General features: G+C 35.2%; 18 protein-coding genes and 1 other annotated feature. Of the genes, 13 read left to right on the top strand and 5 right to left on the bottom strand.

The genetic code is table 11. The features are described 5' to 3' along the window. Positions 1-438 precede the first annotated feature (438 nt). The 5 genes from O1A01_RS19885 (at position 439) to murC (ending at position 7,581) form a co-directional block, all read left to right on the top strand. Complete coding sequence (locus O1A01_RS19885) at positions 439-1,233, top strand: DUF1444 domain-containing protein (protein ID WP_270066441.1); 795 nt, start codon at positions 439-441, stop codon at positions 1,231-1,233. A gap of 23 nt (positions 1,234-1,256) precedes the next feature. Next, complete coding sequence (gene ytpR, locus O1A01_RS19880) at positions 1,257-1,865, top strand: YtpR family tRNA-binding protein (protein WP_270064815.1); 609 nt, start codon at positions 1,257-1,259, stop codon at positions 1,863-1,865. Positions 1,866-2,044: 179 nt separating this feature from the next. After that, positions 2,045-4,495, top strand: coding sequence for a DNA translocase FtsK (locus tag O1A01_RS19875; RefSeq protein ID WP_270064814.1), 2,451 nt, complete (start codon positions 2,045-2,047; stop codon positions 4,493-4,495). Between the two features lie 82 nt (positions 4,496-4,577). Then, on the top strand, positions 4,578-5,663 hold the full coding sequence (locus O1A01_RS19870) for a nicotinate phosphoribosyltransferase (RefSeq protein ID WP_066413189.1): 1,086 nt from the start codon (positions 4,578-4,580) through the stop codon (positions 5,661-5,663). A gap of 622 nt (positions 5,664-6,285) precedes the next feature. Further along, a complete protein-coding gene (gene murC, locus O1A01_RS19865; RefSeq protein ID WP_066413186.1) occupies positions 6,286-7,581 on the top strand; it encodes a UDP-N-acetylmuramate--L-alanine ligase in 1,296 nt (431 codons plus the stop codon). A 54-nt stretch (positions 7,582-7,635) separates the two neighbouring features. On the opposite strand, the gene O1A01_RS19860 is transcribed toward murC, so the two are convergent. Beyond that, the gene (locus O1A01_RS19860; protein WP_066413181.1) at positions 7,636-8,751 is read right to left on the bottom strand and encodes an aminopeptidase; all 1,116 of its coding nucleotides are present in this window, start codon (positions 8,749-8,751) and stop codon (positions 7,636-7,638) included. A gap of 204 nt (positions 8,752-8,955) precedes the next feature. Between O1A01_RS19860 and O1A01_RS19855 the strand changes: the two genes are divergently transcribed. From O1A01_RS19855 to motS, 6 genes are all read left to right on the top strand, one after another. Then, on the top strand, positions 8,956-9,402 hold the full coding sequence (locus tag O1A01_RS19855) for a DUF948 domain-containing protein (RefSeq protein WP_066413180.1): 447 nt from the start codon (positions 8,956-8,958) through the stop codon (positions 9,400-9,402). Position 9,403: 1 nt separating this feature from the next. Then, positions 9,404-9,865, top strand: coding sequence for a YtxH domain-containing protein (locus O1A01_RS19850; protein WP_270064813.1), 462 nt, complete (start codon positions 9,404-9,406; stop codon positions 9,863-9,865). A 297-nt stretch (positions 9,866-10,162) separates the two neighbouring features. Next, entirely contained in the window at positions 10,163-11,239 is a 1,077-nt protein-coding gene (locus O1A01_RS19845) for a bifunctional 3-deoxy-7-phosphoheptulonate synthase/chorismate mutase (protein WP_066413173.1), read from the top strand. Positions 11,240-11,553: 314 nt separating this feature from the next. Further along, positions 11,554-12,552, top strand: coding sequence for a catabolite control protein A (gene ccpA, locus O1A01_RS19840; protein ID WP_066413170.1), 999 nt, complete (start codon positions 11,554-11,556; stop codon positions 12,550-12,552). A gap of 100 nt (positions 12,553-12,652) precedes the next feature. Next, entirely contained in the window at positions 12,653-13,456 is an 804-nt protein-coding gene (gene motP, locus O1A01_RS19835; RefSeq protein WP_066413169.1) for a flagellar motor protein MotP, read from the top strand. Further along, positions 13,453-14,211, top strand: coding sequence for a flagellar motor protein MotS (gene motS / locus O1A01_RS19830; protein WP_270064812.1), 759 nt, complete (start codon positions 13,453-13,455; stop codon positions 14,209-14,211). Before motP ends, motS begins: the two co-directional genes overlap by 4 nt. Positions 14,212-14,292: 81 nt before the next feature. Here motS and O1A01_RS19825 read toward each other — a convergent pair whose 3' ends face one another. From O1A01_RS19825 to O1A01_RS19815, 3 genes are all read right to left on the bottom strand, one after another. Continuing rightward, complete coding sequence (locus O1A01_RS19825) at positions 14,293-15,465, bottom strand: acetoin utilization protein AcuC (protein ID WP_270066440.1); 1,173 nt, start codon at positions 15,463-15,465, stop codon at positions 14,293-14,295. Next, complete coding sequence (locus O1A01_RS19820; protein WP_270064811.1) at positions 15,459-16,103, bottom strand: acetoin utilization AcuB family protein; 645 nt, start codon at positions 16,101-16,103, stop codon at positions 15,459-15,461. Before O1A01_RS19820 ends, O1A01_RS19825 begins: the two co-directional genes overlap by 7 nt. Before the next feature lie 70 nt (positions 16,104-16,173). Further along, a complete protein-coding gene (locus tag O1A01_RS19815; protein ID WP_270064810.1) occupies positions 16,174-16,806 on the bottom strand; it encodes a GNAT family N-acetyltransferase in 633 nt (210 codons plus the stop codon). A gap of 313 nt (positions 16,807-17,119) precedes the next feature. On the opposite strand from O1A01_RS19815, the gene acsA reads away from it, so the two are divergent. Beyond that, positions 17,120-18,838: an acetate--CoA ligase gene (acsA, locus tag O1A01_RS19810; RefSeq protein WP_270064809.1), complete on the top strand. Its 1,719-nt coding sequence runs from the start codon at positions 17,120-17,122 to the stop codon at positions 18,836-18,838. Between the two features lie 143 nt (positions 18,839-18,981). Here the strand turns inward: acsA and O1A01_RS19805 are convergent, their stop codons facing one another. Further along, positions 18,982-21,918, bottom strand: a complete 2,937-nt coding sequence (locus tag O1A01_RS19805) for a transglycosylase domain-containing protein (RefSeq protein ID WP_270064808.1) — start codon at positions 21,916-21,918, stop codon at positions 18,982-18,984. A 134-nt stretch (positions 21,919-22,052) separates the two neighbouring features. Next, positions 22,053-22,281: a binding site (T-box leader), on the top strand. Positions 22,282-22,335: 54 nt separating this feature from the next. Here O1A01_RS19805 and tyrS point away from each other — a divergent pair. After that, the gene (gene tyrS / locus O1A01_RS19800; RefSeq protein ID WP_066413155.1) at positions 22,336-23,595 is read left to right on the top strand and encodes a tyrosine--tRNA ligase; all 1,260 of its coding nucleotides are present in this window, start codon (positions 22,336-22,338) and stop codon (positions 23,593-23,595) included. The last annotated feature ends 222 nt before the right edge of the window (positions 23,596-23,817 follow it).

Raw genomic sequence — 23,817 nt, 5'->3', positions numbered from 1 at the left:
TGTGGAATAAAATCGTTATTAATGCCTATTCAAGATATTCCTATAAGAATAAGCGTGACTAAGGTATTATCGTTACGGAGAGTGGCGAAAATAGCAAACAGTCTATTCCGACTAAAACTATTTACTGCTCATACATCTAAAGTATTACATAGGAAAAATTAGAACGTTAGCCAATGTGTATGCATTAAAAAGTCTCCTAGCCTTTTACTATCAAAATTTAGATATAAGGGGGAGGAATTGCGACTATAATTAGTTCAATCAAATATCAATAGAATAAGTTAAACGGACTGATAAAATTTAGAGTAATAAAGATTAGATATGAAATAAGTAGTTCCCCTTTATTGTCATAGTAGTTTTATTGTAAAATAAAAAAGATGTTTGTTAGAGTAAAGATAAGTATAATGGTTTTTCATGAAGGGAGCTTTTACATTGTCACGAATGACAAGTATTCAATTAAAAAACTTACTCGAAAAAGAGCTTGCCCACGAAAATTGGGTGTTTACATATGATAGAGAAAAGGATTCTGTGCGAGTAGAAGATAAAGAGAGTAAAAAAGGGGTAACCATTTCCCTACCTGGTCTTATAGCAAAATACGAGCAGAACGGTCAAAACGCGATAATGGAATATGTATATTATGTTAAAGAAACGTTGTCTAGTATGAAACGACAGGTAACGTTAAATGGGCAAGAACGTAATATATATCCTGTTATTCGTTCTACTTCATTTCCTACAAAAACGAGTGATGATATACCATTAGTTTATGACGATCATACAGCGGAAACGAGGATATATTATGCAATTGATATGGGGAAATCATATCGGTTAATTGATCAAAAACTTGCGGAGCGTGAAAATTTAAATTTAGAATCAATGAAAGAAATGGCCCTATTTAATGTACGATCCTTACCTACAGCTGTAAAAGAAGATACCGTTGCAGGCAATAGCTTCTACTTTATAAATTCTAATGATGGCTATGATGCAAGTAGAATTTTAAATGATTCATTTTTAAATAGTATGAAGAAGAATATAGTTGGGACGATGACAATTTCTGTTCCCCATCAAGATGTATTAATTATTGGTGATATTCGTAACGAAAAAGGGTACGATATACTTGCAGAACTAACGATGAGTTTCTTTGTAAGTGGGAAAATACCGATAACAGCTCTATCGTTCTTATACGAAGAAGGCAAGTTAGAACCAATTTTTATATTAGGAAAAAACAATAAAGAATAACATTGGAAAGGAAGTTAGTGAAAATGAATGTGTTTTATAATAAAGATGGTATTGGAGATACTCTTATTATCTATTTAAAAGATATTAATATAGAAAACCGTGTTGCGGAAGTGAAAGGAAACGTTGCAAAAATAGTTGATAAAGAGACGAATGAGATAGCAGGATATAACATATTTCAAGTTTCCTCTTATATGAACGTGCAATCAGAAAATGGCGTTGTAACCTTAACAGAAGAACTAGTTAGTAAAATTAATAAAGTTTTAAACGAAACTGGTATGGAAGGATACTTAAACCCTGATTTAAGTCCAAAGTTTGTAGTTGGGTATGTAGAGGGAAAAGAAAAACATCCTAATGCAGATAAATTAAGTATTTGTCAAGTTAATGTCGGTACAGAAGTGCTTCAAATTGTATGTGGCGCACCTAATGTAGATGCTGGACAAAAAGTAGTTGTTGCAAAAGTAGGAGCGGTAATGCCTAGTGGTTTATTAATTAAAGATGCAGAACTAAGAGGAGTTGCTTCGTCTGGAATGATTTGTTCAGCAAAAGAATTAGCATTGCCAAACGCTCCTCAAGAAAAGGGAATTTTAGTGTTAGATAATCAGTATGAAGTTGGACAAGCCTTCCCAGCATAGATTTATAAACGTGTGTGGAAGAAAAGCCACTAGAGTATCATTCTAGTGGTCTTTTTTGCACATATATGCTTAGCGTGTACATTCTAGAAAAAAGCCGAAGCATCTAAGATTAGGTTCCTATTTTTGCTAATAGTGGGAGCTGTCACTTAAATATAAACATAGAAAAGAGTGGGAGAACGTTGAGTTGGTGGAAGAAAATAATAAACCAATTAAAAGTTGAAGATGAAGAAAAAAGTGTAATAGCACGTAAAGAATTCATCCCAAAAGAGAAAATAGTAGAAAAAGAACTAAAAGCAAGAGTATCTTACCAGTATCCACAAAACACGACTAAATATTTGCCAGATAGGATGGAGAAAGTAGAGAGAAAAGAGAGAAAAAGAAATTGGGAACAGGTAGAACAACAACCAGTAGAGGAAAAAGAGGAAGTTAAAAAGAAAGAAAAACAAGTAGAAGTTATCGTCAAAAAGGAAGAAAAAAGCTACTTTAAGAAGCCTTTTTATAGAACGGAAGTACCTTCACCTATATATGGTTTTAAAAAAGATGAGCAAAAAATAGAAGATATTGTACCAGAATATGAATTACCAAAAGTAGTATCAAGAAACATAGGTTCTTTTAATGAAATAAAAAATGAATATATATCCTATGATGTAGAAGAAAATATTATAGATGTACATAAAGAAAAAAGTCTATTTTATGAGGATTTGGCTGAACAAGAGAATTCTTCTGGAAAAGCATCAATAGAGGAAATGTATGATCTACCGCCAGCGGAACAAGAAGAAGAAGTATTGGTGGAAGTAGAAACCGAGCAAAATCATGAAGGCGAAATATATCAGCATGAATCTATTAACCTAGTAGATGTAGAGAAGACTGTCGATCAAGCTACTTTAATGCAACAGGAAAAAGACACGTTAGAGCAAACTATTGTTGTTAGATCCGAGCAAATAGACGACGTTGAGGTAAACTCTGATACTACGAAAAAATCAACTCAGCATGAAGAGGACGAAACTGTAGTTCAGGGAGAGGCGCAGCTTCAGTTAATGGAACAAAGTAAACAGGAAATTGCATCTTCTATTGAAGTAGAAAAAAAGGTGGAGCGTACAGAACAGCCGGTAACAAATAAAGAAAACAAAAAACAATGGGTTCCATTTAATGTTATTATGCTTGAAAAAGATCGAAAAAATATGCAAAAACAATCGATGGAAAGACATAGACATAATGGGTTTCAAAAGCCAAATGTAACGCTATTAAACATCCCACCACAATTTTCAAACGATGATGAGAATTGGGTACAAGAACAAAAGCATTTGCTAAATCAAACATTGCAACATTTTAGAGTAGGAGCAACAGTAGTACGTGCAACAAAAGGGCCAGCAGTAACTCAGTTTGAGGTGCAACCAGAGCCAGGAGTAAAAGTTAATAAAGTGACAAATTTAAGTGATGATATTAAGCTAAGTCTCTCTGCTAGAGATATTAGGATAGAAGCTCCGATTCCTGGAAAAAATACAATAGGAATAGAAGTTCCAAACAAAGTTAGTAAGCCAGTTGTAATTCGAGAAATCATTAGACAAAAGGAATTTATGCAACATTCATCACCTCTAGCGGTTGCTTTAGGGCTTGATATAGCTGCACAACCAGTAGTGTTAGATTTAATGAAAATGCCACACGGTTTAATTGCTGGTGCAACAGGATCGGGTAAAAGCGTTTGCGTCAACTCTATTATTGTAAGCTTACTTTTTAAATCTAGTCCAGAAGAAGTAAAATTATTATTAATTGATCCGAAGATGGTAGAGTTAACACCATACAACCATATACCGCACTTAGTCAGTCCTGTTATAACGGACGTAAAAGCTGCTACCGCTGCGCTAAAATGGGCGGTTGAAGAAATGGAAAGAAGATATGAACTGTTTGTTCATGCGCAAGTTAGAGATATATCACGATTTAATGAAAAGGCTGAACAGCATAACCAGGAAAAACTACCTTATCTAGTAATTATTATTGATGAGCTTGCCGACTTAATGATGATGGCTCCTAGTGACGTAGAAGATGCTATATGTCGAATAGCTCAGAAAGCACGTGCATGCGGGATTCACTTATTAATTGCTACACAAAGACCTTCTGTTGACGTAATTACAGGTCTAATTAAAGCTAACATCCCGACAAGAATTGCATTTTCTGTTTCTTCACAAGTAGACTCGAGAACAATCATTGATGTTAGTGGAGCAGAAAGATTACTCGGTAAAGGGGATATGTTGTTCTTACAAAATGGTGCTCCAAAACCAATCCGTGTGCAAGGAAATTTTGTCTCAGATGAAGAGATAGAAAAGGTAGTTAGCCACGTAAAAGCTCAAAGAGAACCAGATTATTTATTTGAACAAGAAGAACTATTAAAGGACCAAGATGACCTAACGGATGAAGATGAGCTTTTCTGGGAAGCATGCCGTTTTGTCATAGAACAAGATGGAGCATCCACTTCCAGTTTGCAGCGACGATTTCGTATCGGATACAATCGTGCAGCAAGGCTTATTGATATGATGGAGAATCAAGGAATTATATCAGGTTCTAGAGGAAGTAAGCCTCGAGATGTGTTATTAACAGAAACAGAGTTGCAAAACATACAGAGTACACAATGATGCTTGGTAGTTGTTTTATTTACCTCCTTTCATTAAGATAAGGATTATAAATAAGAATATAGGGGAAGTAAGGAGCTTTGTGATGAAGGAAATCGAGTTAAAGCTACAAGGAAAAATAAAAAGATTAACGAATCAAACATTTAAGTTTGATGAAAGAATTAAAGATGGTTGGTTCTCTGCTGTTTATTTTTTAAAAACAAGAGAAATTGTTAAAAGGCATAAGGAAGATAATATTGTAACGATGCAATTTTTCCAAAAGAACCATGCAGTGTTATGTGGAACAGATGAAGTAATTGCTTTGTTAAAAACTTTTTCTGATGATCCTAATTCTTTAGAAATTCATTCTTTAAAAGATGGAGATAAAATAAGCCCATTTGAAACAGTACTAACGGTAACCGGGCCATACCAAAATTTCGGGTACTTAGAAGGAGTTATTGACGGTATTTTAGCTAGAAGAACATCTGTAGCGACAAATGTTTATAACGTTGTTAAAGCAGCAGGTAAGAAACCAGTTATATTTATGGGAGATCGCGATGATCACTATACACAACAAGCTGGTGATGGATATGCTGCACATATAGGTGGTTCTACTGCACAAGCAACTCATGCGATGAGTGAATGGTGGGGCAAAGAAGGAATGGGGACTATGCCACACGCACTCATTCAACTATTTAACGGTGATATTGTAGAAGCTTCCAAAGCATATCATGAGACATTTCCAAAGGATGAGCTATTAGTCCTAGTTGACTATAATAATGACATTATTACAGACGCATTAAAGGTAGCAAGGGAGTTTGGAGACTTATTAAAAGGGGTAAGAGTGGATACGTCAAGAACGATGATTGACCAGTACTTCATTCGAAACCCAGATTTACTAGGGACTTTCGATCCGCGTGGTGTAAACGCACCGTTAATTTTTGCTCTTAGAGAAGCACTGGATAACGAAGGTTTTAACCATGTTAAAATAGTCGTTAGTGGTGGATTTAACGAAAAACGTATTAAGGAATTTGAAGAAGCACATGCGCCTGTTGATATGTATGGCGTAGGAAGTAGCTTATTAAAAATAAACATTGGCTTTACAGGAGATAATGTTCTCTTAAACGGAGAAAATCAAGCAAAAGCCGGTCGAAAATACCGATTTAATCCAAGATTAGAAAAGGTAGAATAAACTAAAAAAACTGATAGATACCACATCTATCAGTTTTTCTAACTAGGCAAACTTTTTTTAAAAAAATAAAAATAAAAATATACACAAGGTATGCTAACGCTTTTAACAAGGAGAATGAAGAAATAGGTTATGCTTGTTTTAGAAAAGTTACAATGTTTTACCCTTCAAGATTTAAAATCGAGAGTGGAACGTAGCGAAGTGCAACAGCTAACTTAAAACGTATACCTACGATCAATGTAGTCTATAATGAAGTGTCATTTAGCCAGATAGATTAAAAAAGCAAATATCGTTCATTTTTTCCGTAATAGGTAATAATGATAATATAGGAAAACTTTCTTCCCCCAAATAATAAATGAACAAACAAGCACGTATATGTTAAAAAAACGCCCTACTCTTTTCCTATGGAGTTACATATTGTTTAGTGCTATAATATGTTGATGTGAAGTTACATAAGCATTTACGTAAGGGACTAAATAATGAGCAATTTTAGACGATTGTCATATACTAACTATTAAGATTAGGGAAATGCCTATTTCGGTTTTATGATTTAGTTTATTTTTTGTACTCTCTATGGATAAAGCTTGTAACTTAGTTAGATAGATAAATGTTGGAGGTTCTTTTCATGACCATTTATCATTTTGTAGGTATAAAAGGTACGGGAATGAGTGCACTTGCACATATTCTCCATGATATGAAATTAAAAGTACAAGGATCAGATTTAGAAAAGAGATTTTTTACGCAAATCGGTTTAGAACAAAAAGGGATAAAAATACTCCCTTTCGCAAAAGAAAATATTCAACGAGGCATGACAGTTATTGCTGGTAATGCATTTGCTGATACTCATGAGGAAATAGAGGCTGCCCATGAATTAGGAATTCCTGTAATTCGATACCATAAATTTTTAGGTCAGTTTATGGAGAAATTTACGAGTGTAGCTGTTACAGGTGCTCATGGGAAAACATCAACGACAGGATTATTAGCACACGTTATTCAAGGAGCAAAACCAACTTCGTATTTAATCGGAGATGGCAGTGGTAAAGGTGAAGAGGATAGCGAATATTTTGCATTTGAAGCATGCGAATATCGACGTCATTTTCTGGCGTATCATCCTGATTACTGTATTATGACGAATATCGATTTTGATCATCCTGATTATTTTCAAAATGTTGACGACGTTTTTAATGCCTTTCAAGAAATGGCATTAAAAGTAAAAAAAGGAATTATCGCTTGTGGTGATGATGAACATTTACAAAAAATACAGGCGAAAGTACCAGTTATTTATTATGGATTTGGTGAAGAAAATGATTTTCAAGCACGTTCTATAGAAAAATCAACAGCAGGTACTGAATTTGACGTGTTTGTTCGTAATAACTATTACGCAACTTTTAAAATTGTCGGATATGGTGATCATAACATTTTGAATGCGTTAGCTGTCATCGCTATTTGTCATTATGAAGGTGTATCAGAAGAAATTATTCAAGATAGGCTATTAACGTTTGAAGGTGTAAAAAGGCGTTTTTCAGAGAAGAAAAAGGAAAATCAAGTATTAATTGATGATTATGCTCATCATCCAACTGAAATTCGTGCAACGATTGAAGCTGCTAAGCAAAAATATCCAGAACGAGACATAGTTGCTGTATTTCAGCCTCATACGTATACTCGTACGCAAACATTTCTTCAAGAGTTTGCCGATACATTAAACTTAGCTGATCACGTATACTTATGTGATATTTTCGGTTCTGCTAGAGAGAATCATGGAAAATTAACAATTCAAGATTTAAAAGAAAAAGTAAACAATTCACACGTAATCGATGAAACAAATGTTGAAGCGTTAAAAGCTCATGAGAATGGTGTTATTATTTTTATGGGTGCTGGTGATATTCAAAAATACCAAGAAGCATACGAAGCGCTTCTATAATGTTTAAAAAGAAGTGGAGCCCGTACATTGATGTACGGACTCCACTTTTGTTTTTCACTTTAAATTTTCTGGATTAAGTGCTTCTAATTCAGGGATAACAAATCGTCCGTCTTTACGAATTAGTACATCGTCAAAATAAATTTCTCCTCCACCATATTCTGGTCTTTGAATCATAACCATATCCCAGTGGATGTTAGAATTGTTACCATTCCAAGCGTCTTCATAAGCTTGTCCTGGTGTAAAGTGGAAGCTACCGTCAATTTTCTCGTCAAATAAAATATCTTGCATCGGATGTTGAATATAAGGGTTTACTCCAATAGCAAATTCACCTACGAAGCGAGCTCCTTCATCCGTGTCGAAAATTTTATTGATGCGCTCTGTATCATTTGCCGTTGCTTCTACAATTTTTCCGTCTTGGAATGTTAATTTAACATTCTCATACGTAAATCCTTGATAAGGGGATGGAGTGTTATAAGTAATCACACCGTTTACTGAATCTTTAACAGGTGCCGTATACACTTCCCCATCTGGAATATTCATTTCACCTGCACATTTAATAGCCGGGATGTCTTTTATAGAGAAGGTTAAGTCTGTTCCAACTCCAGTCAGTCTTACTTTATCTGTTTTATTCATTAACTCTACTAGAGAATCCATTGCCTTACTCATTTTACTGTAATCTAGGTTACAGACATCAAAATAGAAATCTTCAAATGCCTCCGTACTCATTTTTGCCAATTGTGCCATAGATGCGTTTGGATAGCGTAATACTACCCATCTCGTTTTAGGTACACGGATTTCACGATGTACACGTTTGCCAACAGTGTTACCATGGATTTTCATTTTTTCGTCTGGCACATCTGACTGTTCACTAATGTTATCTCCAGAGCGTAAACCTATGTATGCATCCATTTTTTCCATAACATTTCTTTCGAAATCAGCAATCATATTGAATTGTTCTTCTTGTGCACCCATTAATAGTGCACGGTCAACTGTTGCATCTTTAAGTGAAACGAATGGGTAACCGCCTGCTTTATACGCTTCGTTTACGAGTGCAGTGACTAATTCTTTTTGTAGGCCAAAGTTTTCTATTAACACCTTTTCGCCCTTTTGTAGACGAACAGAATAGTTAATTAAATTTTTAGCTAACGTTTGGATACGAGGGTCTTTCATTTCATTTCCTCCTTTTTATTTGAAAAATCTTTTATTTTTACTATAATATTGTAACCGAAAAACAAAATTTTGTTTATACTTAAAGTAGTAACTTAAAACTTCTTTTTTTTGCAGGGATTTGCTAGTCATAATAGAATAGAGATAGAAGGATGTTTATACTTTTAGTAGAAGGGTATAGACTAACAACAGGAGGTGTTGAAGTTCATGTTAATTAATCTACTATATATCAGTGCCTTCATTATAGCTATTGCTTTCCTTGTGCTAGTTATTTATGTATCTAAAACGTTACGTTCAGTGCAAGGGACTTTAGATCAAGTAGCAGGGACTCTTGGTGGAATTGAAAAACAGATGCAAGGTATTTCAAGTGAAACAGAGCAATTACTACATAAGACAAACTCATTAATGGATGATATTCAACATAAATCAGAGCAACTTAATACAGTTGTCGTAGCTGTTAAAGATGTTGGAACATCTCTACAAAACTTTAACCATTCCGTTCAACGGTTATCAAATAATGTTGTCCAGCAAATGGACAAGAACCAAGATAAAGTATCACAAGTTGTGCAATGGTCGAATGTAGTAATGGAATTGGTTGAGAAATGGAATGTAAAAAAGAAACAAAAAAATGAATTCGAAAGAGGAGGAATGTAGCATGAGTAAAGATGGGATCAACACAAAAGATTTTTTAATTGGTACATTAATAGGTGGGATTGTAGGGGCTACAACAGCACTATTCCTCGCTCCGAAGTCAGGGAAAGAATTGAGAGACGATTTACAAGAACAAGCGAGCCACTTAAAGGATAAATCTGAACAATGGAAACAACAAGCTACTGAGATTTCTAGCGAGTTAGCTTCGACTGCAAAAGAAAAAACAAATCAGCTATCACAAGTTATATCTGAACAGTCCCAAGTTGTTATGGATAAAGTAAAACATTTAAAGGAACAATCGATTGATGCATCAGAGGAGTTACAAGAGGAAGTGGAAGACGTAATAAATGAAGCTGCTAGCGCAATTGAAAGCGGTTCTGAAGAGATGACGGAAGAAGTTCAAAAGCGACTTGAAGCAACTAAGCAAGCAATTGAAGAAGTCGAAACAAAGTTGAAAAGCGAATAAATCAACTTAAAAGACAGAGTGGCGTACTCTGTCTTTTTTTACATAATTAAAAATAGGAATTCAAAAATGTATCTTTAATCTATTTTCTAATTTCATTATTTTGGACTTGCACAACGTTCTTCCCTTATAAATAAGGCTAATATTCACTTTCACGATACCCAAATTGTTGCATAAAATACTTTATTACTTAAAAGCGTCTAATTAATAAAGTATTTGTTGGTGACAAGTTCGGTTTGATGGTTTATAATTATTTCTAAATTAGTGAATTGGTACACAATTTTGAAAGGGTGAGGAAAGTTGAATCAAAATAATTTAGAGACTTTAAGACAGCAAGTAGAAGATAAGAACTTAGAAATATTAAAATTAATTAACGAACGCGGAAAGTTAGTTCAAGAAATTGGAAAAATTAAAGAAGCACAAGGCGTTCACCGCTATGATCCTGTTCGAGAAAGAGCGATGTTAGATTTAATAACAGAAAATAACGATGGGCCATTTGAAACTTCAACACTTCAACATATTTTCAAGGAAATTTTTAAAGCTGGTTTAGATTTACAAGAAGATGATACGCAAAAAGGATTATTAGTATCTAGAAAAAGAAAGCCAGAAGATACAATTGTTAATATTAAAGGTGAAATGATCGGAGACGGTAAACAATACTTTGTCGTAGGTCCATGTGCTGTTGAAAGTTATGAGCAAGTAGCTCAAGTAGCTCAAGCGGCTAAAGGCCAAGGCCTTAAATTATTAAGAGGTGGAGCTTTCAAGCCGAGAACTTCTCCTTATGATTTCCAAGGCTTAGGTTTAGAAGGATTGAAAATTTTAAAGAAAGTAGCCGATGAATTTGATATGGCTGTTATTAGTGAAATCGTAAATCCAGCTGATATAGAAGTCGCTTTAGATTATATCGATGTTATTCAAATCGGAGCTAGAAACATGCAAAACTTCGAATTGTTAAAAGCTGCTGGTGCAGTGAAGAAACCTGTATTATTAAAAAGAGGAATGGCGGCAACAATTGATGAATTTATCAATGCAGCCGAGTATATTATTGCACAAGGAAACGACCAAATTATTCTTTGTGAAAGAGGAATACGCACTTACGAAAAGGCTACAAGAAATACGTTAGATATTTCAGCTGTACCGATTTTAAAATCAGAAACACATTTACCAGTACTTGTCGATGTGACACACTCAACTGGAAGAAAAGATCTTCTTTTACCAACAGCAAAAGCTGCATTAGCGATCGGAGCAGACGGAGTGATGGCTGAAGTACACCCTGATCCAGCTGTCGCATTATCTGATGCAAATCAGCAAATGGACATTGGTCAGTTTAATGAATGGATCACTCAATTAAGAAGTCATTATTCATATAAAGCATAAATGGGAGAGGAGAGCAAAAATGCTCTTCTCTTTTTTTAGTTATTTTGTATAGAGACGACCTTTATAAGTATTTACTCTTTTTTCTTCTAAATTTGTGAATTGTTAGTATAAAGTAACATAATGAGGCAAAATAACATTAAATTTATGAAAACAATTTATGAAAATTACATAAAATTTTCATTAGAAAGGTCGCGTACACGTTGCTCTTCGTTTGATAGTATCGTATGATAATAAACATATAATTGATTTGGCGGCTTTTTTAGTTGTTATAATGGACGATTATTTTATTAAAAGTATAAGAAGGAGAGATTACAATGAACGTCACAATATATGATGTTGCAAGAGAAGCGAACGTATCCATGGCAACGGTATCACGCGTTGTTAATGGTAATCCAAATGTAAAACCTACAACTAGAAAGAAGGTACTAGAAGCAATTGACAGACTAGGCTATCGTCCGAACGCTGTTGCTAGAGGGCTAGCTAGTAAAAAAACAACTACAGTTGGAGTTATTATTCCTGATATTTCGAGTATTTTCTACTCTGAATTAGCGCGAGGGATAGAAGATATCGCAACGATGTATAAATACAATATTATATTAAGTAACTCAGACCAAAACACAGATAAAGAATTACATCTATTTAATACGATGCTAGGAAAACAAGTAGATGGAATTGTGTTTATGGGCGGTAATATTAAAGATGTGCTTGTAGAGGAATTCGAAAAATCACCTGTTCCGCTTGTATTAGCGGCATCATTTGATAAAGAAGATAAAATCCCAGCTGTAACGATTGATTATGAACAAGCAGCATATGATGCGGTAAAATCTTTATTAGAAACTGGCCATAAACATGTAGGTTATGTTTCCGGTCCTTTTGAAGAGCCTGTAAATGGCGAAAAGAAGTTAGAAGGTTACAAGCGTGCACTTGCAGAAGTAAATCTTCCATTTGAAGAAGAATTGGTGGTTGAAGGTGATTACACGTACGATTCAGGAATAGAAGCAGTAGAAAAGCTTCTTACATTAAAAAATAGACCTACTGCAATATTCGTAGGAACAGATGAGATGGCGTTAGGTGTCATTCATGGAGCGCAAGATAAAGGATTACATATCCCAGAGGATATAGAAGTGGTAGGTTTTGACAATACGAGACTTGCATCAATGGTTCGTCCACAATTAACTACAGTAGTACAACCGATGTATGATATAGGTGCTGTAGCGATGCGTTTATTAACAAAACTAATGAATAAAGAAATGGTAGAAGAAACAAATGTTGTTCTACCACATCGAATTGAAAAGAGACGCTCAACAAAATAAAAAATATGTCGATATATAATATAAAAGAGGACAACTTCTATAATTTGAAATGTCCTCTTTTAGTTTACTAAAGTCAAGGTTGCATATTAGGGGAGAGCGTATGAAAAAGTTAGATGTATTAACACCAGTAGGAATTATTGTAGGGTTTATTGTAGTATTATTCGCAATATTTATAAATGGGGATCTTGCAGAGACTCTCGCATTTTTACATCCTTCTTCATTTTTAATTGTTGTTGGTGGAACCGCTGCTGCATTATTAGTTACATTTAATTTAAAAGAGCTAAAAATATTACCAACTGTTCTTAAGTCTACCTTTTCTAGGGAGGAAAATGAATTAGCAGATGTAATCGATACTTTTGTTGAATTATCTGATCGGGCCCGTCGAGAAGGATTATTAGCACTAGAGGCAGTAGTAGAAGAAGTGGAAGATCCTTTTTTAAAAAAAGGTGTGCTACTCGCAGTTGATGGTGTAGAGCCAGAAGTTATTCATGATATTATGTCTGCAGAAGTAGCAGCAATGGAAGAACGTCATAGTAAAGGTAGAGCAATTTTAGAGAAAGCTGGGGACTTCGCTCCTTCTTGGGGAATGATAGGTACTTTAATAGGACTTGTATTAATGTTAAGAAATTTAGAAAACCCAGCAACTTTAGGACCTAATATGGCAATTGCAATAATGACGACTTTATATGGTAGTTTGTTTGCTAATTTAGTATTTTTACCGATGGCTACTAAACTAGCAAATAAAACAGAAAAAGAAGTATTTATGAAGCAAATTATTATTGAGGGTGTTATAGGAGTACAATCTGGACAAAATCCGAAAGTGTTACAAGAAAAGCTTTCTGCATTTTTAGCGAAATCTGAAAAGGAGAGGGAAGATGAAGAACTTTTGGAGGAAGGTAGATGAGCAAGTTCAGGAAATTGAAAAAAACAGACGATAAAGGTGCACCACGTTGGATGGTCACATTTTCGGACCTATTTATGCTTATTCTCGTTTTTTTTATTCTTTTATTTTCCATGTCCCAGATTGACTTAGTAAAGTTTAAAGCTGTGGCTGAATCGTTTAAACAAGTAAATTTATTGGACTATCACCCATCAGCTATTCCATTTGAACATCCAACAGACTTTTCCATTGATTATGAATCAACAAATAATAACAATTCTAATTATGGTGAAGAACAATCCGAAGATCAATTGGAAGAAGTACTACGAGAGGTTCAGCAATTTCTTGATGAAAATGACTTGGAAGATATCGTCGTAGCGAATCGAACAGAACGTGGCGTAGTACTTGTATTGGAAGAGCAAATTTTATTTAATTCAGGTGAAGCGAGTATTCTCCCTGTAGCGTTTCCATTTTTAAATAAATTAGGAAATCTATTAGAAAGAATTCCGAATTTAGTTAAAATTGAAGGTCATACCGATACGGTACCGATGAATAACTATCAATATCCTTCAAACTGGGAATTATCTACAGCTAGAGCAAGTAGTGTTATTCGCTATTTAATCGATGAGCATGACTTGAATGCAGAGCGATTTATTGCAGTAGGGTACGGTGAAACGAGACCAATTGTTCCAAATACTACGAGAGAAAATATGCAAAAAAATCGACGAGTTGAAATTGTTATTTCAGATCCGGCAAGTGTAGAAGAAATAGATTATTAAAATAGCAAAACCCGAAGACATGTATTTTGTAGCTCTTCGGGTTTATCCTTTTATTTATAAAATCAACTTGCTAAAATAGTTTTATGAAGATTTATCAATCCCAATATGACGAAGTGGATATAAGGCCTGCTCTAAAACTTTTCTATTTTTTTCAGTAATTTCAGCTTTTCTTGGAATTGGGGCGTATATCCCCTCTTCGTCATCCCATTTAGTCGGCAAAGCAACAGGTGACTGATCTTTCCACTTATTAATCCATTTATGTGGTATATTTCTGCTATGTAAGGACATATCATTCATTTCCAGCCATATTAAGCTCCATGCTCGTGGTACTACACGCCAAATATCATATCCACCACCGCCAACTGCAATCCATCTACCATTACAATATTGATGGGCAATTTTATGAGCAATTTTAGGAATTTCCTCATATACTTTCATCGTAGTCGATAAATGTGTTAAAGGGTCGTAATAATGTGCATCAGCACCGTTTTGGGTTACGATTACATCTGGTTTAAAAAAAGCGGCTATTTTCTCTAAAGATTTTTCATATACTTCTAAAAATGATTCATCTTCCGTAAATGCATCAATAGGTATATTAAAGCTGTAACCATATCCGTCACTTTGTCCTCTTTCATTGACATTACCTGTACCAGGAAAAAGGTATCGTCCAGTTTCATGAATGGATAATGTGCATACATCTGCATCTTCATAAAATGCCCACTGTACTCCGTCACCGTGGTGTGCATCTGTATCCACATATAATACTCTAGCTTTATATTTTTCTTGAATATATTTAATAGCGACTGCGCTATCATTATATATACAAAACCCAGAAGCCTTTCCACGGAAGCCGTGATGTAATCCGCCACCTAAATTTAATGCGTGTTTCGCTTTACCCGTCATAACATAATCTACTGCAGTTAATGTTCCCCCAACCAATAAACTGCTTGCTTCATGCATGTTCGAAAAAATTGGTGTGTCCTCCGTGCCTAAACCGTAACTACTTGCCCGGTCTTCCCCTAACATACCGTTCCCAGCTAATTTAACGGCATCAATGTACGCTCTATCGTGTATTAAAGCAAGCTCATCATCTGTTGCAATTCTAGGACTTATGATATCGTTTTCCGATATAGCTTGACTTTCTTTTAATAAACTTAGTGAGAGAGAGACTCTTAGCTGGTTAAACGGATGGTTTTCACTAAATTTATAAGTTTGAAAATCATCCGAATAAATAAATACGGCATTTTTCATAATTCTTTCCCCAATATATTAGGCCATAATACATCATAGCCTTCCTTTTTTAGATCTTGAATTATCGTTGTAGGATTCATCGTTCCAATACGGAAGACTAATATTTTATATAGTTCATTATCGTCAGGGTACACTAACACACTTAATATGTTTACATTACGATTTCGAAAAACTGAGGTAACGTCCGATAATTTTCCAGCGATATTTTTAACTTTTATTTCAATTTGGGAAGAAGGTTGATTTGCACCTGCAAGCTGAACAAAAGTACGAAGGACATCTGTTTTCGTCACAATTCCAACTAATTTGTCTTGCTGAACGATAGGTAAACAACCGATTTTATACTCATAAAAAATACCTGCAATATCCTCAACAAAATCAAGTGGATGACCTGTAACCACTTCTTTATTCATTAATACAGAAATAGGCTTTTCTCTTTCTTCCTTACTTACATTTTCACGTATCACTGAAGGAACTATCGAACGTAAATCACGGTCTGAAACAATACCAACTACATTGTGTTGTTCATTTAAAATCGGTAAATGACGAATTCTTTTTTCTTCCATGAGCATTAGTGCTTCTTCTACTGTGTTATTTGGGGAAAGTGTATATACTTCTGACTTCATAATTTTTTCTACTATCAATAGTTTCAACCCCTTTGAAGACCAATCTGTATGCTGAAAATTGGAAATAAATTAATAACGTTCTATGTAATTAGTACATAAATCGGTTTTTAAATCGAAGCTGGTCAAACTGTTGAACAGATTCTTGTTTTATATTTTTACCAATTCTAGCCATTAAACAATTTGCAGGATGTGAACTAATTTCTGGTTCATCTGTCGCGTAATATACTAGCCCACCAGCGTTCATCATTTTTTCCATCACTTTTCGATATTCCCAAACATTTAACCCAGTCCCCTTTAAGTCCCAATGCCAATAATATTCAGTTGTAATAATAATATAGTTTTCCATCATAGGGTCCATCATGGAAACTTGCAAAAGGCTTTTCCCTATTGAGCACCCACGAAAAGCAGGGATAACTTCAATTGCACCAAGTTCTATCAAATCAATCATATTTCCTTCCGACCATCGTTCCATCGGATCTGGATATAAATAAGTGACATAACCTACGATAGTGTCTTGTACTCTCGCAATTAATATTCTCCCTTCTGGTAATGATGAAATTTCTATAAGTGCGCGGTGTTGCTGTTTTGGTGGCCGAAATGCAATTAAGTCTTCATGAAATTCATAAGACGCGAGCTTATCAGTTGTAATTGGTCCTTCAACAATTACTTTTCCTTTAGGTGTTTTTACTTCTTTTGCATTGTATATTTTAATATGTTCCACATTTTTCACCTACTTTTATCCCGCAATAACAGGCAGTATGACTCATTTTAAGTCGTACTTAGAAAACATCAAAACAGAATATTTTCAAAAGTATTGCGGAATTATTTTATTAATAACATAGTACCATAAGCATAATAGTAGCTATACTTTTATTAAAAACTGGTTCGAAAGAAATAAAACGCTTTCATTATTAGTTTACTAGAAACGCCTAGTAAAAGCATTTATTTTTTTTATAAGTTTTTTAAAAATTGAGAAAAGATTATTTCTGTAATATAATAGTAGAGAATCATCTAACTTAAGGGGGAGTTTGTAGATGAAAGTTGAATCGCTATCTGTAACAAAGGGGAACTACAATCTTCAAAGCTACGAAGATACGTACGAGAATTTTGATTGGAAAGAAGTTGAAAAAAACTTTTCTTGGTCTGAAACAGGAAGAGTAAACGTCGCTTATGAAGCGATAGATCGTCATGCTGAAACATATCGAAAAAATAAAGTAGCCCTATACTATCGTGACCCAGAGCGAAATGAAAAGTACACGTACAAAGAAATGAAAGAGCTTTCAAACAAAGCGGGGAATGTGTTGAAGCAAGCGTGTGATGTTGAAAAAGGAGACAGAGTATTTATTTTTATGCCTCGCTCTCCAGAACTTTACTTCATTGCGTTAGGTGCTATTAAGCTAGGTGCTATTATCGGACCTTTATTTGAAGCGTTTATGGAAGGTGCTGTTAAAGACCGATTAGAAGATAGTGAAGCGAAAGTGTTAGTTACTACTCCAGATTTATTAAACCGTGTTCCTTTAGATAAGCTACCAGCATTAAAACATGTTGTGTTAGTGGGTGAAAATGTAGAGGAAAATGACATTTTAATTGACTTTCATAGCAAGTTTGAAAATGCAAGCAAAGAGCTACAAGTAGAGTGGGTAGACAGAACAGATGGATTAATTTTACATTATACGAGTGGTTCTACTGGAAAGCCAAAAGGGGTACTTCATGTACATAATGCAATGGTACAACATTATCAAACAGCGAAATGGGTTTTAGATTTACAAGATGATGATGTTTATTGGTGTACAGCAGATCCAGGCTGGGTTACTGGTACAGCTTATGGTATTTTCGGTCCTTGGCTAGTAGGTGCGTCGAACGTCGTAGTAGGCGGTCGTTTTAGACCAGAAGCTTGGTATGAAACTATTGAAGATTACGGTGTTTCTGTTTGGTATAGTGCTCCTACAGCGTTTAGAATGTTGATGGGGGCTGGAGATGAAGTAGTGAACAATTTTAATTTATCGTCTTTACGCCACATTTTAAGCGTAGGAGAACCACTTAATCCAGAAGTTATTCGTTGGGGAATGAAAGTCTTTTCTTTACGAATTCATGATACTTGGTGGATGACGGAAACAGGGGGGCAATTAATTTGCAATTACCCTTGTTTAGAAATTAAGCCTGGGTCAATGGGGAAACCAATTCCAGGTGTTATTGCAGCAATTGTAGACGATCAAGGAAATGAGTTACCGCCTAACCGTATGGGCAATCTAGCAATTAAAAAAGGTTGGCCAGCAATGATGTACACGATTTGGAACAATAAAGAAAAATACGAATCCTATTTCATGCCAGGTGATTGGTACGTTTCTGGTGACTCTGCATATATGGATGAGGATGGATACTTTTGGTTCCAAGGGCGTGTAGATGATGTTATTATGACGTCCGGTGAGCGTGTAGGTCCATTCGAAGTAGAAAGTAAATTATTAGAGCATCCTGCCGTTGCAGAAGCGGGGGTAATTGGAAAACCAGATCCAGTACGTGGTGAAATAATAAAAGCTTTCGTTGCACTAATGGATGGTTATGAAGTGACGGATGAATTAAAAGAGGATATTCGTCAGTTTGTGAAAAAGGGATTAGCTGCTCATGCGGCACCAAGAGAAATAGAGTTCCGCGATAAACTACCGAAAACAAGAAGCGGTAAAATTATGAGACGTGTATTAAAAGCTTGGGAGTTAGACCTTCCGACAGGTGATTTATCTACAATGGAAGATTAATTAGGAGAGGGCTGTTCAAAAAGTCAGTAGAGACTGATTTTTTGGACCCCTTTTTTTATGCGTACAAATAATAGGTCCGACCTAATAAGTTTTAGACATCAAAAAAGAGAGCTCCATTAATTGGGCTCTCATTTGAAATAAAATTAATCTTCGTCGTCATTTCCTGGAGGTGGGTTGGTGGAGCTATCTCCATCACGGTTACCTCCACTATTTTCTTCCTTCTTTTTCTTGTCTTCTTGCTCTTTTTTCTTCTTTTCTTCTTCTTTCTTACGAGTTTCTTCTTCTTTCTTTTTCTTTTCTTCCTCTATTTTATCAACATCCCCTAGTTTCACTTCTTTAGAAGGAGAGGACTCTTTCCCAGTCGCATTAATTGCTGTTACGTAAAACACTCCAATATTTTGGTTAAGTTTTAACGATGTTGAATCACCAGCAACAACGGAAGCGATTCTTCTTGATTGTGAAGTTGTATCTGGCGCGTAATATACGTAATAGCCAATTACATCTTTTTCACCACTAGCGTTCCAATTAATTGTGGAACCCGACAAGCTCACATTTGAAACTTGTTTAGGTGCTTGATTATTTTGTGGAAGCGAATCTTCAGAAAGTATGACTAAGTTTTCGAATACTTTATTATTGTCCATATGTTTTGCTAAATCTTCGATACTTTTTAATTGTAATCTCTTCAAGAAGTCTGGGTTTAGCATTGGACCTTCTTTGACAAACTCACTTGGCGTTGAGCTTAACGGTTTATAAGCTACATCACCAATCTTTACATATTTACCACTCGTTAAGCTGTCGTCTACTTTACTTGGTACGAACTTAGCATTAAATAAATCTTCACCTACTAATCCAGCTTGGCGACATAAATCAGAAGGTAATAGTCCAGAAAGCATGCAATAGCTTCTACGAACAATTCCACCTGGCATTTTAAAGCTTTCTGATGTGCTAACTACTTCCGAATCGACTGCATTAGCTGCATTTAATAATCTAGCCCATAGAAGTTGCATACGGTTTGTAGCTGTGTAACCACCTACATTATTACTTAGACTAGTTGTTTGGTTATGTGGATAACCAAACCAAATACCAAATGTTACTTTCGGGTTTGAGCCTACTAACCAAACGTCCGTAGTGTCATTCGTTGTCCCAGTCTTAACTGCCCAATCAGAGTGGAAGTTTAAAAATCTTTTTGCTGGTGTTCCTGTTCCTTGATGGAATACAGTTCGTAATGTATCTAACATTAAATAAGCTGTTTGTGGTGAATAAATTTCTACAGGCTCAACTTCATGTTCATACACTACTTCACCATTATTCGTTTCAATTCTTTCAATTAAATATGGTTCTACATAGTTACCACCGTTAGCGAACGTTGCATAGCCAGCAGTATTTTCTTCCACTGTGACTCCAGTAGTTAATCCTCCAAGTACAGCAGAAAGGTTTTCACGATCTTGGTACACATTTTTGAATCCTTGTTTTACTAAGTAGTCCATCGGTGGGTTAGGACTATTATTCATTAAATCTTTATAGCCATGAGCGGCAGCGATATTGTGAGAAGCTCGGATAGCTTCACGAGCCGTAACTAACCCATTTTCTCTATAGTTCCAGTTTCTAGGTGTCCAAGTAGTAGTTCCTGCTGGTATAGGAACGGAGATGTCAGCTAATATACTTCCTGGCTGCAGTCGTCCAGATTCAAATGCAGGTGCATAAAGTAATAAAGGCTTCATCGTGGACCCGTTTGGTCTGTTCGTTTGCGTTGCAAAGTTATTGTTTGATATATCGAAACCTCTACCACCTACGAAACTAATAATTGCTCCCGTATCGTTGTCGATTAATGAAGCTCCTACTTGTTCATAACTTTGCTCTTCTTCACCAGTTTCCTTATTTACTACCTTAATTGGATAACCGAAAAATTCAAATTCACTCGTAACTCTTTCCATTTCGTCATAAATTTCTTTATGAATCGTCGTATGAATTTTATAGCCGTTTTGACGGATGTTAATTTTGGCAAGTTCTTTATATTGATTTTGTAATTCTGTGCTTGCTTCATACTCTTCTTTCGAATAACCATCTTCCTCAGCAAGAATAGAAGCGATTATTTTTTCGGCTCTGTCTTCAATTTCAAAAGCAACGTATGGATATTCTTCAATTGCAGAACTCTCAGATTCGATAAAATCTTTTGTTAGATCGTAAGCTAACGCATCTTGGTATTGTTTTTCTGTAATATACTCAAGTGCATACATTCGTTGTAGGACGTATCTCATTCTTGAGAAGCCAGGTTCCAGCCCTTCAGCTGTTTTTACTTCTCCGGCACGAGTATATGGAGTATACGCAAATGGACTTTGTGGTAGTCCAGCGATATAGGCAGCCTGAGGGATTGTTAACTCATTAGGCTCTACACCGAAAATACCTTTCGCGGCCGTTTTAACTCCAGCAATATTGCGTCCTGACGAGTTTCGTCCGAAAGGAGATACATTTAAGTATGCTTCCAAAATCTCTTCTTTAGTGAAGAAGTTTTCTAAACGAAGTGCTAGCAGTATTTCTTTTGCTTTTCGATCAAATGAAACTTCGTTCGTAAGTATTTGGTTTTTTATTAACTGCTGAGTTAATGTACTTCCACCAGTTTGTGAGGCGGAATTTGTAACTTCTTGTAAAATTGCACGAAGAATTGCTTTTGGTACTACACCTTCATGCTCATAAAAATACTCGTCCTCTGTTGCGATAAGAGCGTTAATTAAATGAGGTGAAATGTCATCTAATTTAACTTCTTCTCTATCTAAGTCAGCGCGATATTTTCCAAGGTATATATTGTTCGCAAAATACATTTCTGACGTTTCTTCATAGTTGTATATGTTACGCTTCATATCTTCATAAGGACGTAGAGGTTCATCTTTTACGAGAGAAGCGAAATAGCCTGCCCCTGCTCCGCCGGCAAATCCTACACCAATGACCCCAATAATAAAGAAGATCAATAATAAATTCCACACTACTAGGTACGTAACATTAAAGCCTTTTTTTGTATATTTATTTACAAAAACTTGATACGTAGACAGAAGATTTTCTTTGAATCTGTCTTTTTTTGACATATTATCTACCCCCCGGTAAATCATAACCATTATAGCATAGTGAAAAGCTGTATATGACTATTTTTTTCTATTTCCAATAAATTATTTGACATAGAGCTTCATTGTATGATAAAAAGATAGTTAATTAAATATATGGAAACGCAATGATAGGAATTAGTAGTGTATATAGTTAGCTTTTTAGAGAGCTGATGGATGGTGCAAATCAGTACTGCTATATAGATGAATTACCTCCTAGAGCTTCTTTTGTGAACAGTTGTTACTAATTAGCAAAAGACGGTGAAAAGCCGTTATTTTACTTAAGGTGGGAAGGCTTAGTATAGAGCTTTTCAATTAGGGTGGTACCGCGAGCAACTCGTCCCTTTTTTAGGGATGAGTTTTTTTGTGTTTAAAAATAAACAAAATAAAGGAGAAAAGCCAATGTTATTAGAGGATTTAAAATTCCGTGGACTTGTGAATCAAATTACAGACGAAGAAGGGTTAGAGAAATTACTATCAGAAGAAAAGATTAAACTTTACTGTGGTTTTGACCCGACAGCAGATAGTTTACACATTGGTCACTTATTACCAATATTAACATTACGAAGATTTCAACAGGCTGGTCATCATCCGATCGCTTTAGTAGGTGGAGCAACTGGATTAATCGGGGATCCAAGTGGTAAAAAGGCGGAACGTACACTTAATACAGCAGATGTTGTATTACAATGGTCTGATCGCATTAAAAATCAATTATCTCAGTTTTTAGACTTTGAAGCAGATAGTAATCCAGCGGTTATGGCGAATAACTTTGATTGGATTGGCAAGATGGATGTTATCTCGTTTTTACGTGACGTAGGGAAAAACTTCGGAATTAATTACATGCTTGCAAAAGAAACAGTATCTTCTCGGATTGAAACTGGGATTTCGTATACTGAATTTAGTTACATGATTTTACAATCATTAGACTTTTTACATTTATACGAAGAAAAAGGGTGCAGACTTCAAGTAGGGGGAAGCGATCAGTGGGGAAATATTACAGCCGGGCTTGAATTAATTCGTAAATCAGTAGATACAGATGTGAAAGCATTTGGTTTAACAATCCCACTTGTGACAAAAGCGGATGGTACAAAGTTTGGTAAAACAGAAGGTGGAGCAGTTTGGTTAGATAAAGAAAAAACATCTCCTTATGAGTTCTACCAATTTTGGATTAACACAGATGACCGAGATGTAGTGAAATATTTAAAATACTTTACTTTCCTTTCTCAGGACGAAATTAATCGTTTAGAAGCTGAAGTACAAGAAGCGCCTGAAAGACGTACTGCTCAAAAACGCTTAGCTGAAGAAATGACAAAACTTGTTCATGGAGAAGAAGCATTAGCACAAGCTATTCGTATTTCCGAAGCGTTATTCAGTGGTAGTATTTCAGAACTAAGTGCAGCGGAAATTAAACAAGGCTTTAAAGATGTCCCTTCTTTCCATTATGATGGGGAAGAGGAAGTTTTACTTTTAGATTTACTTGTAATGAGTAAAATTTCTCCATCGAAACGACAAGGTCGCGAAGATATTTCTAATGGTGCTATTTACATTAATGGCGAAAGAGAACAAAGCTTAGAAAGAGTTTTAACGAAAGAGGATCGTATTGAAGGACAATTTATCGTAATTCGAAGAGGGAAAAAGAAATATTTCTTAATTACGTTTTAATATTTATGAGGCTGTCCTAAAAGTCAGTAAAACTGACTTTTAGGACTTTTTTTGTTAGTTACCTTTATAAGGATTCTATGAATTTATTAGTTGTAAGGACAAATTGTTTATTAAGTAGTAAACCTAAAAAAGAGTAATCGCATCAGGGAAGTGATGACGATTACTCTTGCTGAATCTTAAGCTATTTGGACTACTGCAGTCTAATGGTAATTTTTCGATAGG

This window comes from Sutcliffiella sp. NC1 (assembly GCF_027594365.1).
Taxonomy (GTDB): domain Bacteria; phylum Bacillota; class Bacilli; order Bacillales; family Bacillaceae_I; genus Sutcliffiella; species Sutcliffiella cohnii.
The sequence above is the reverse complement of the archived record's forward strand: the minus strand, read 5'-3'. Positions and strand labels throughout refer to the sequence as shown.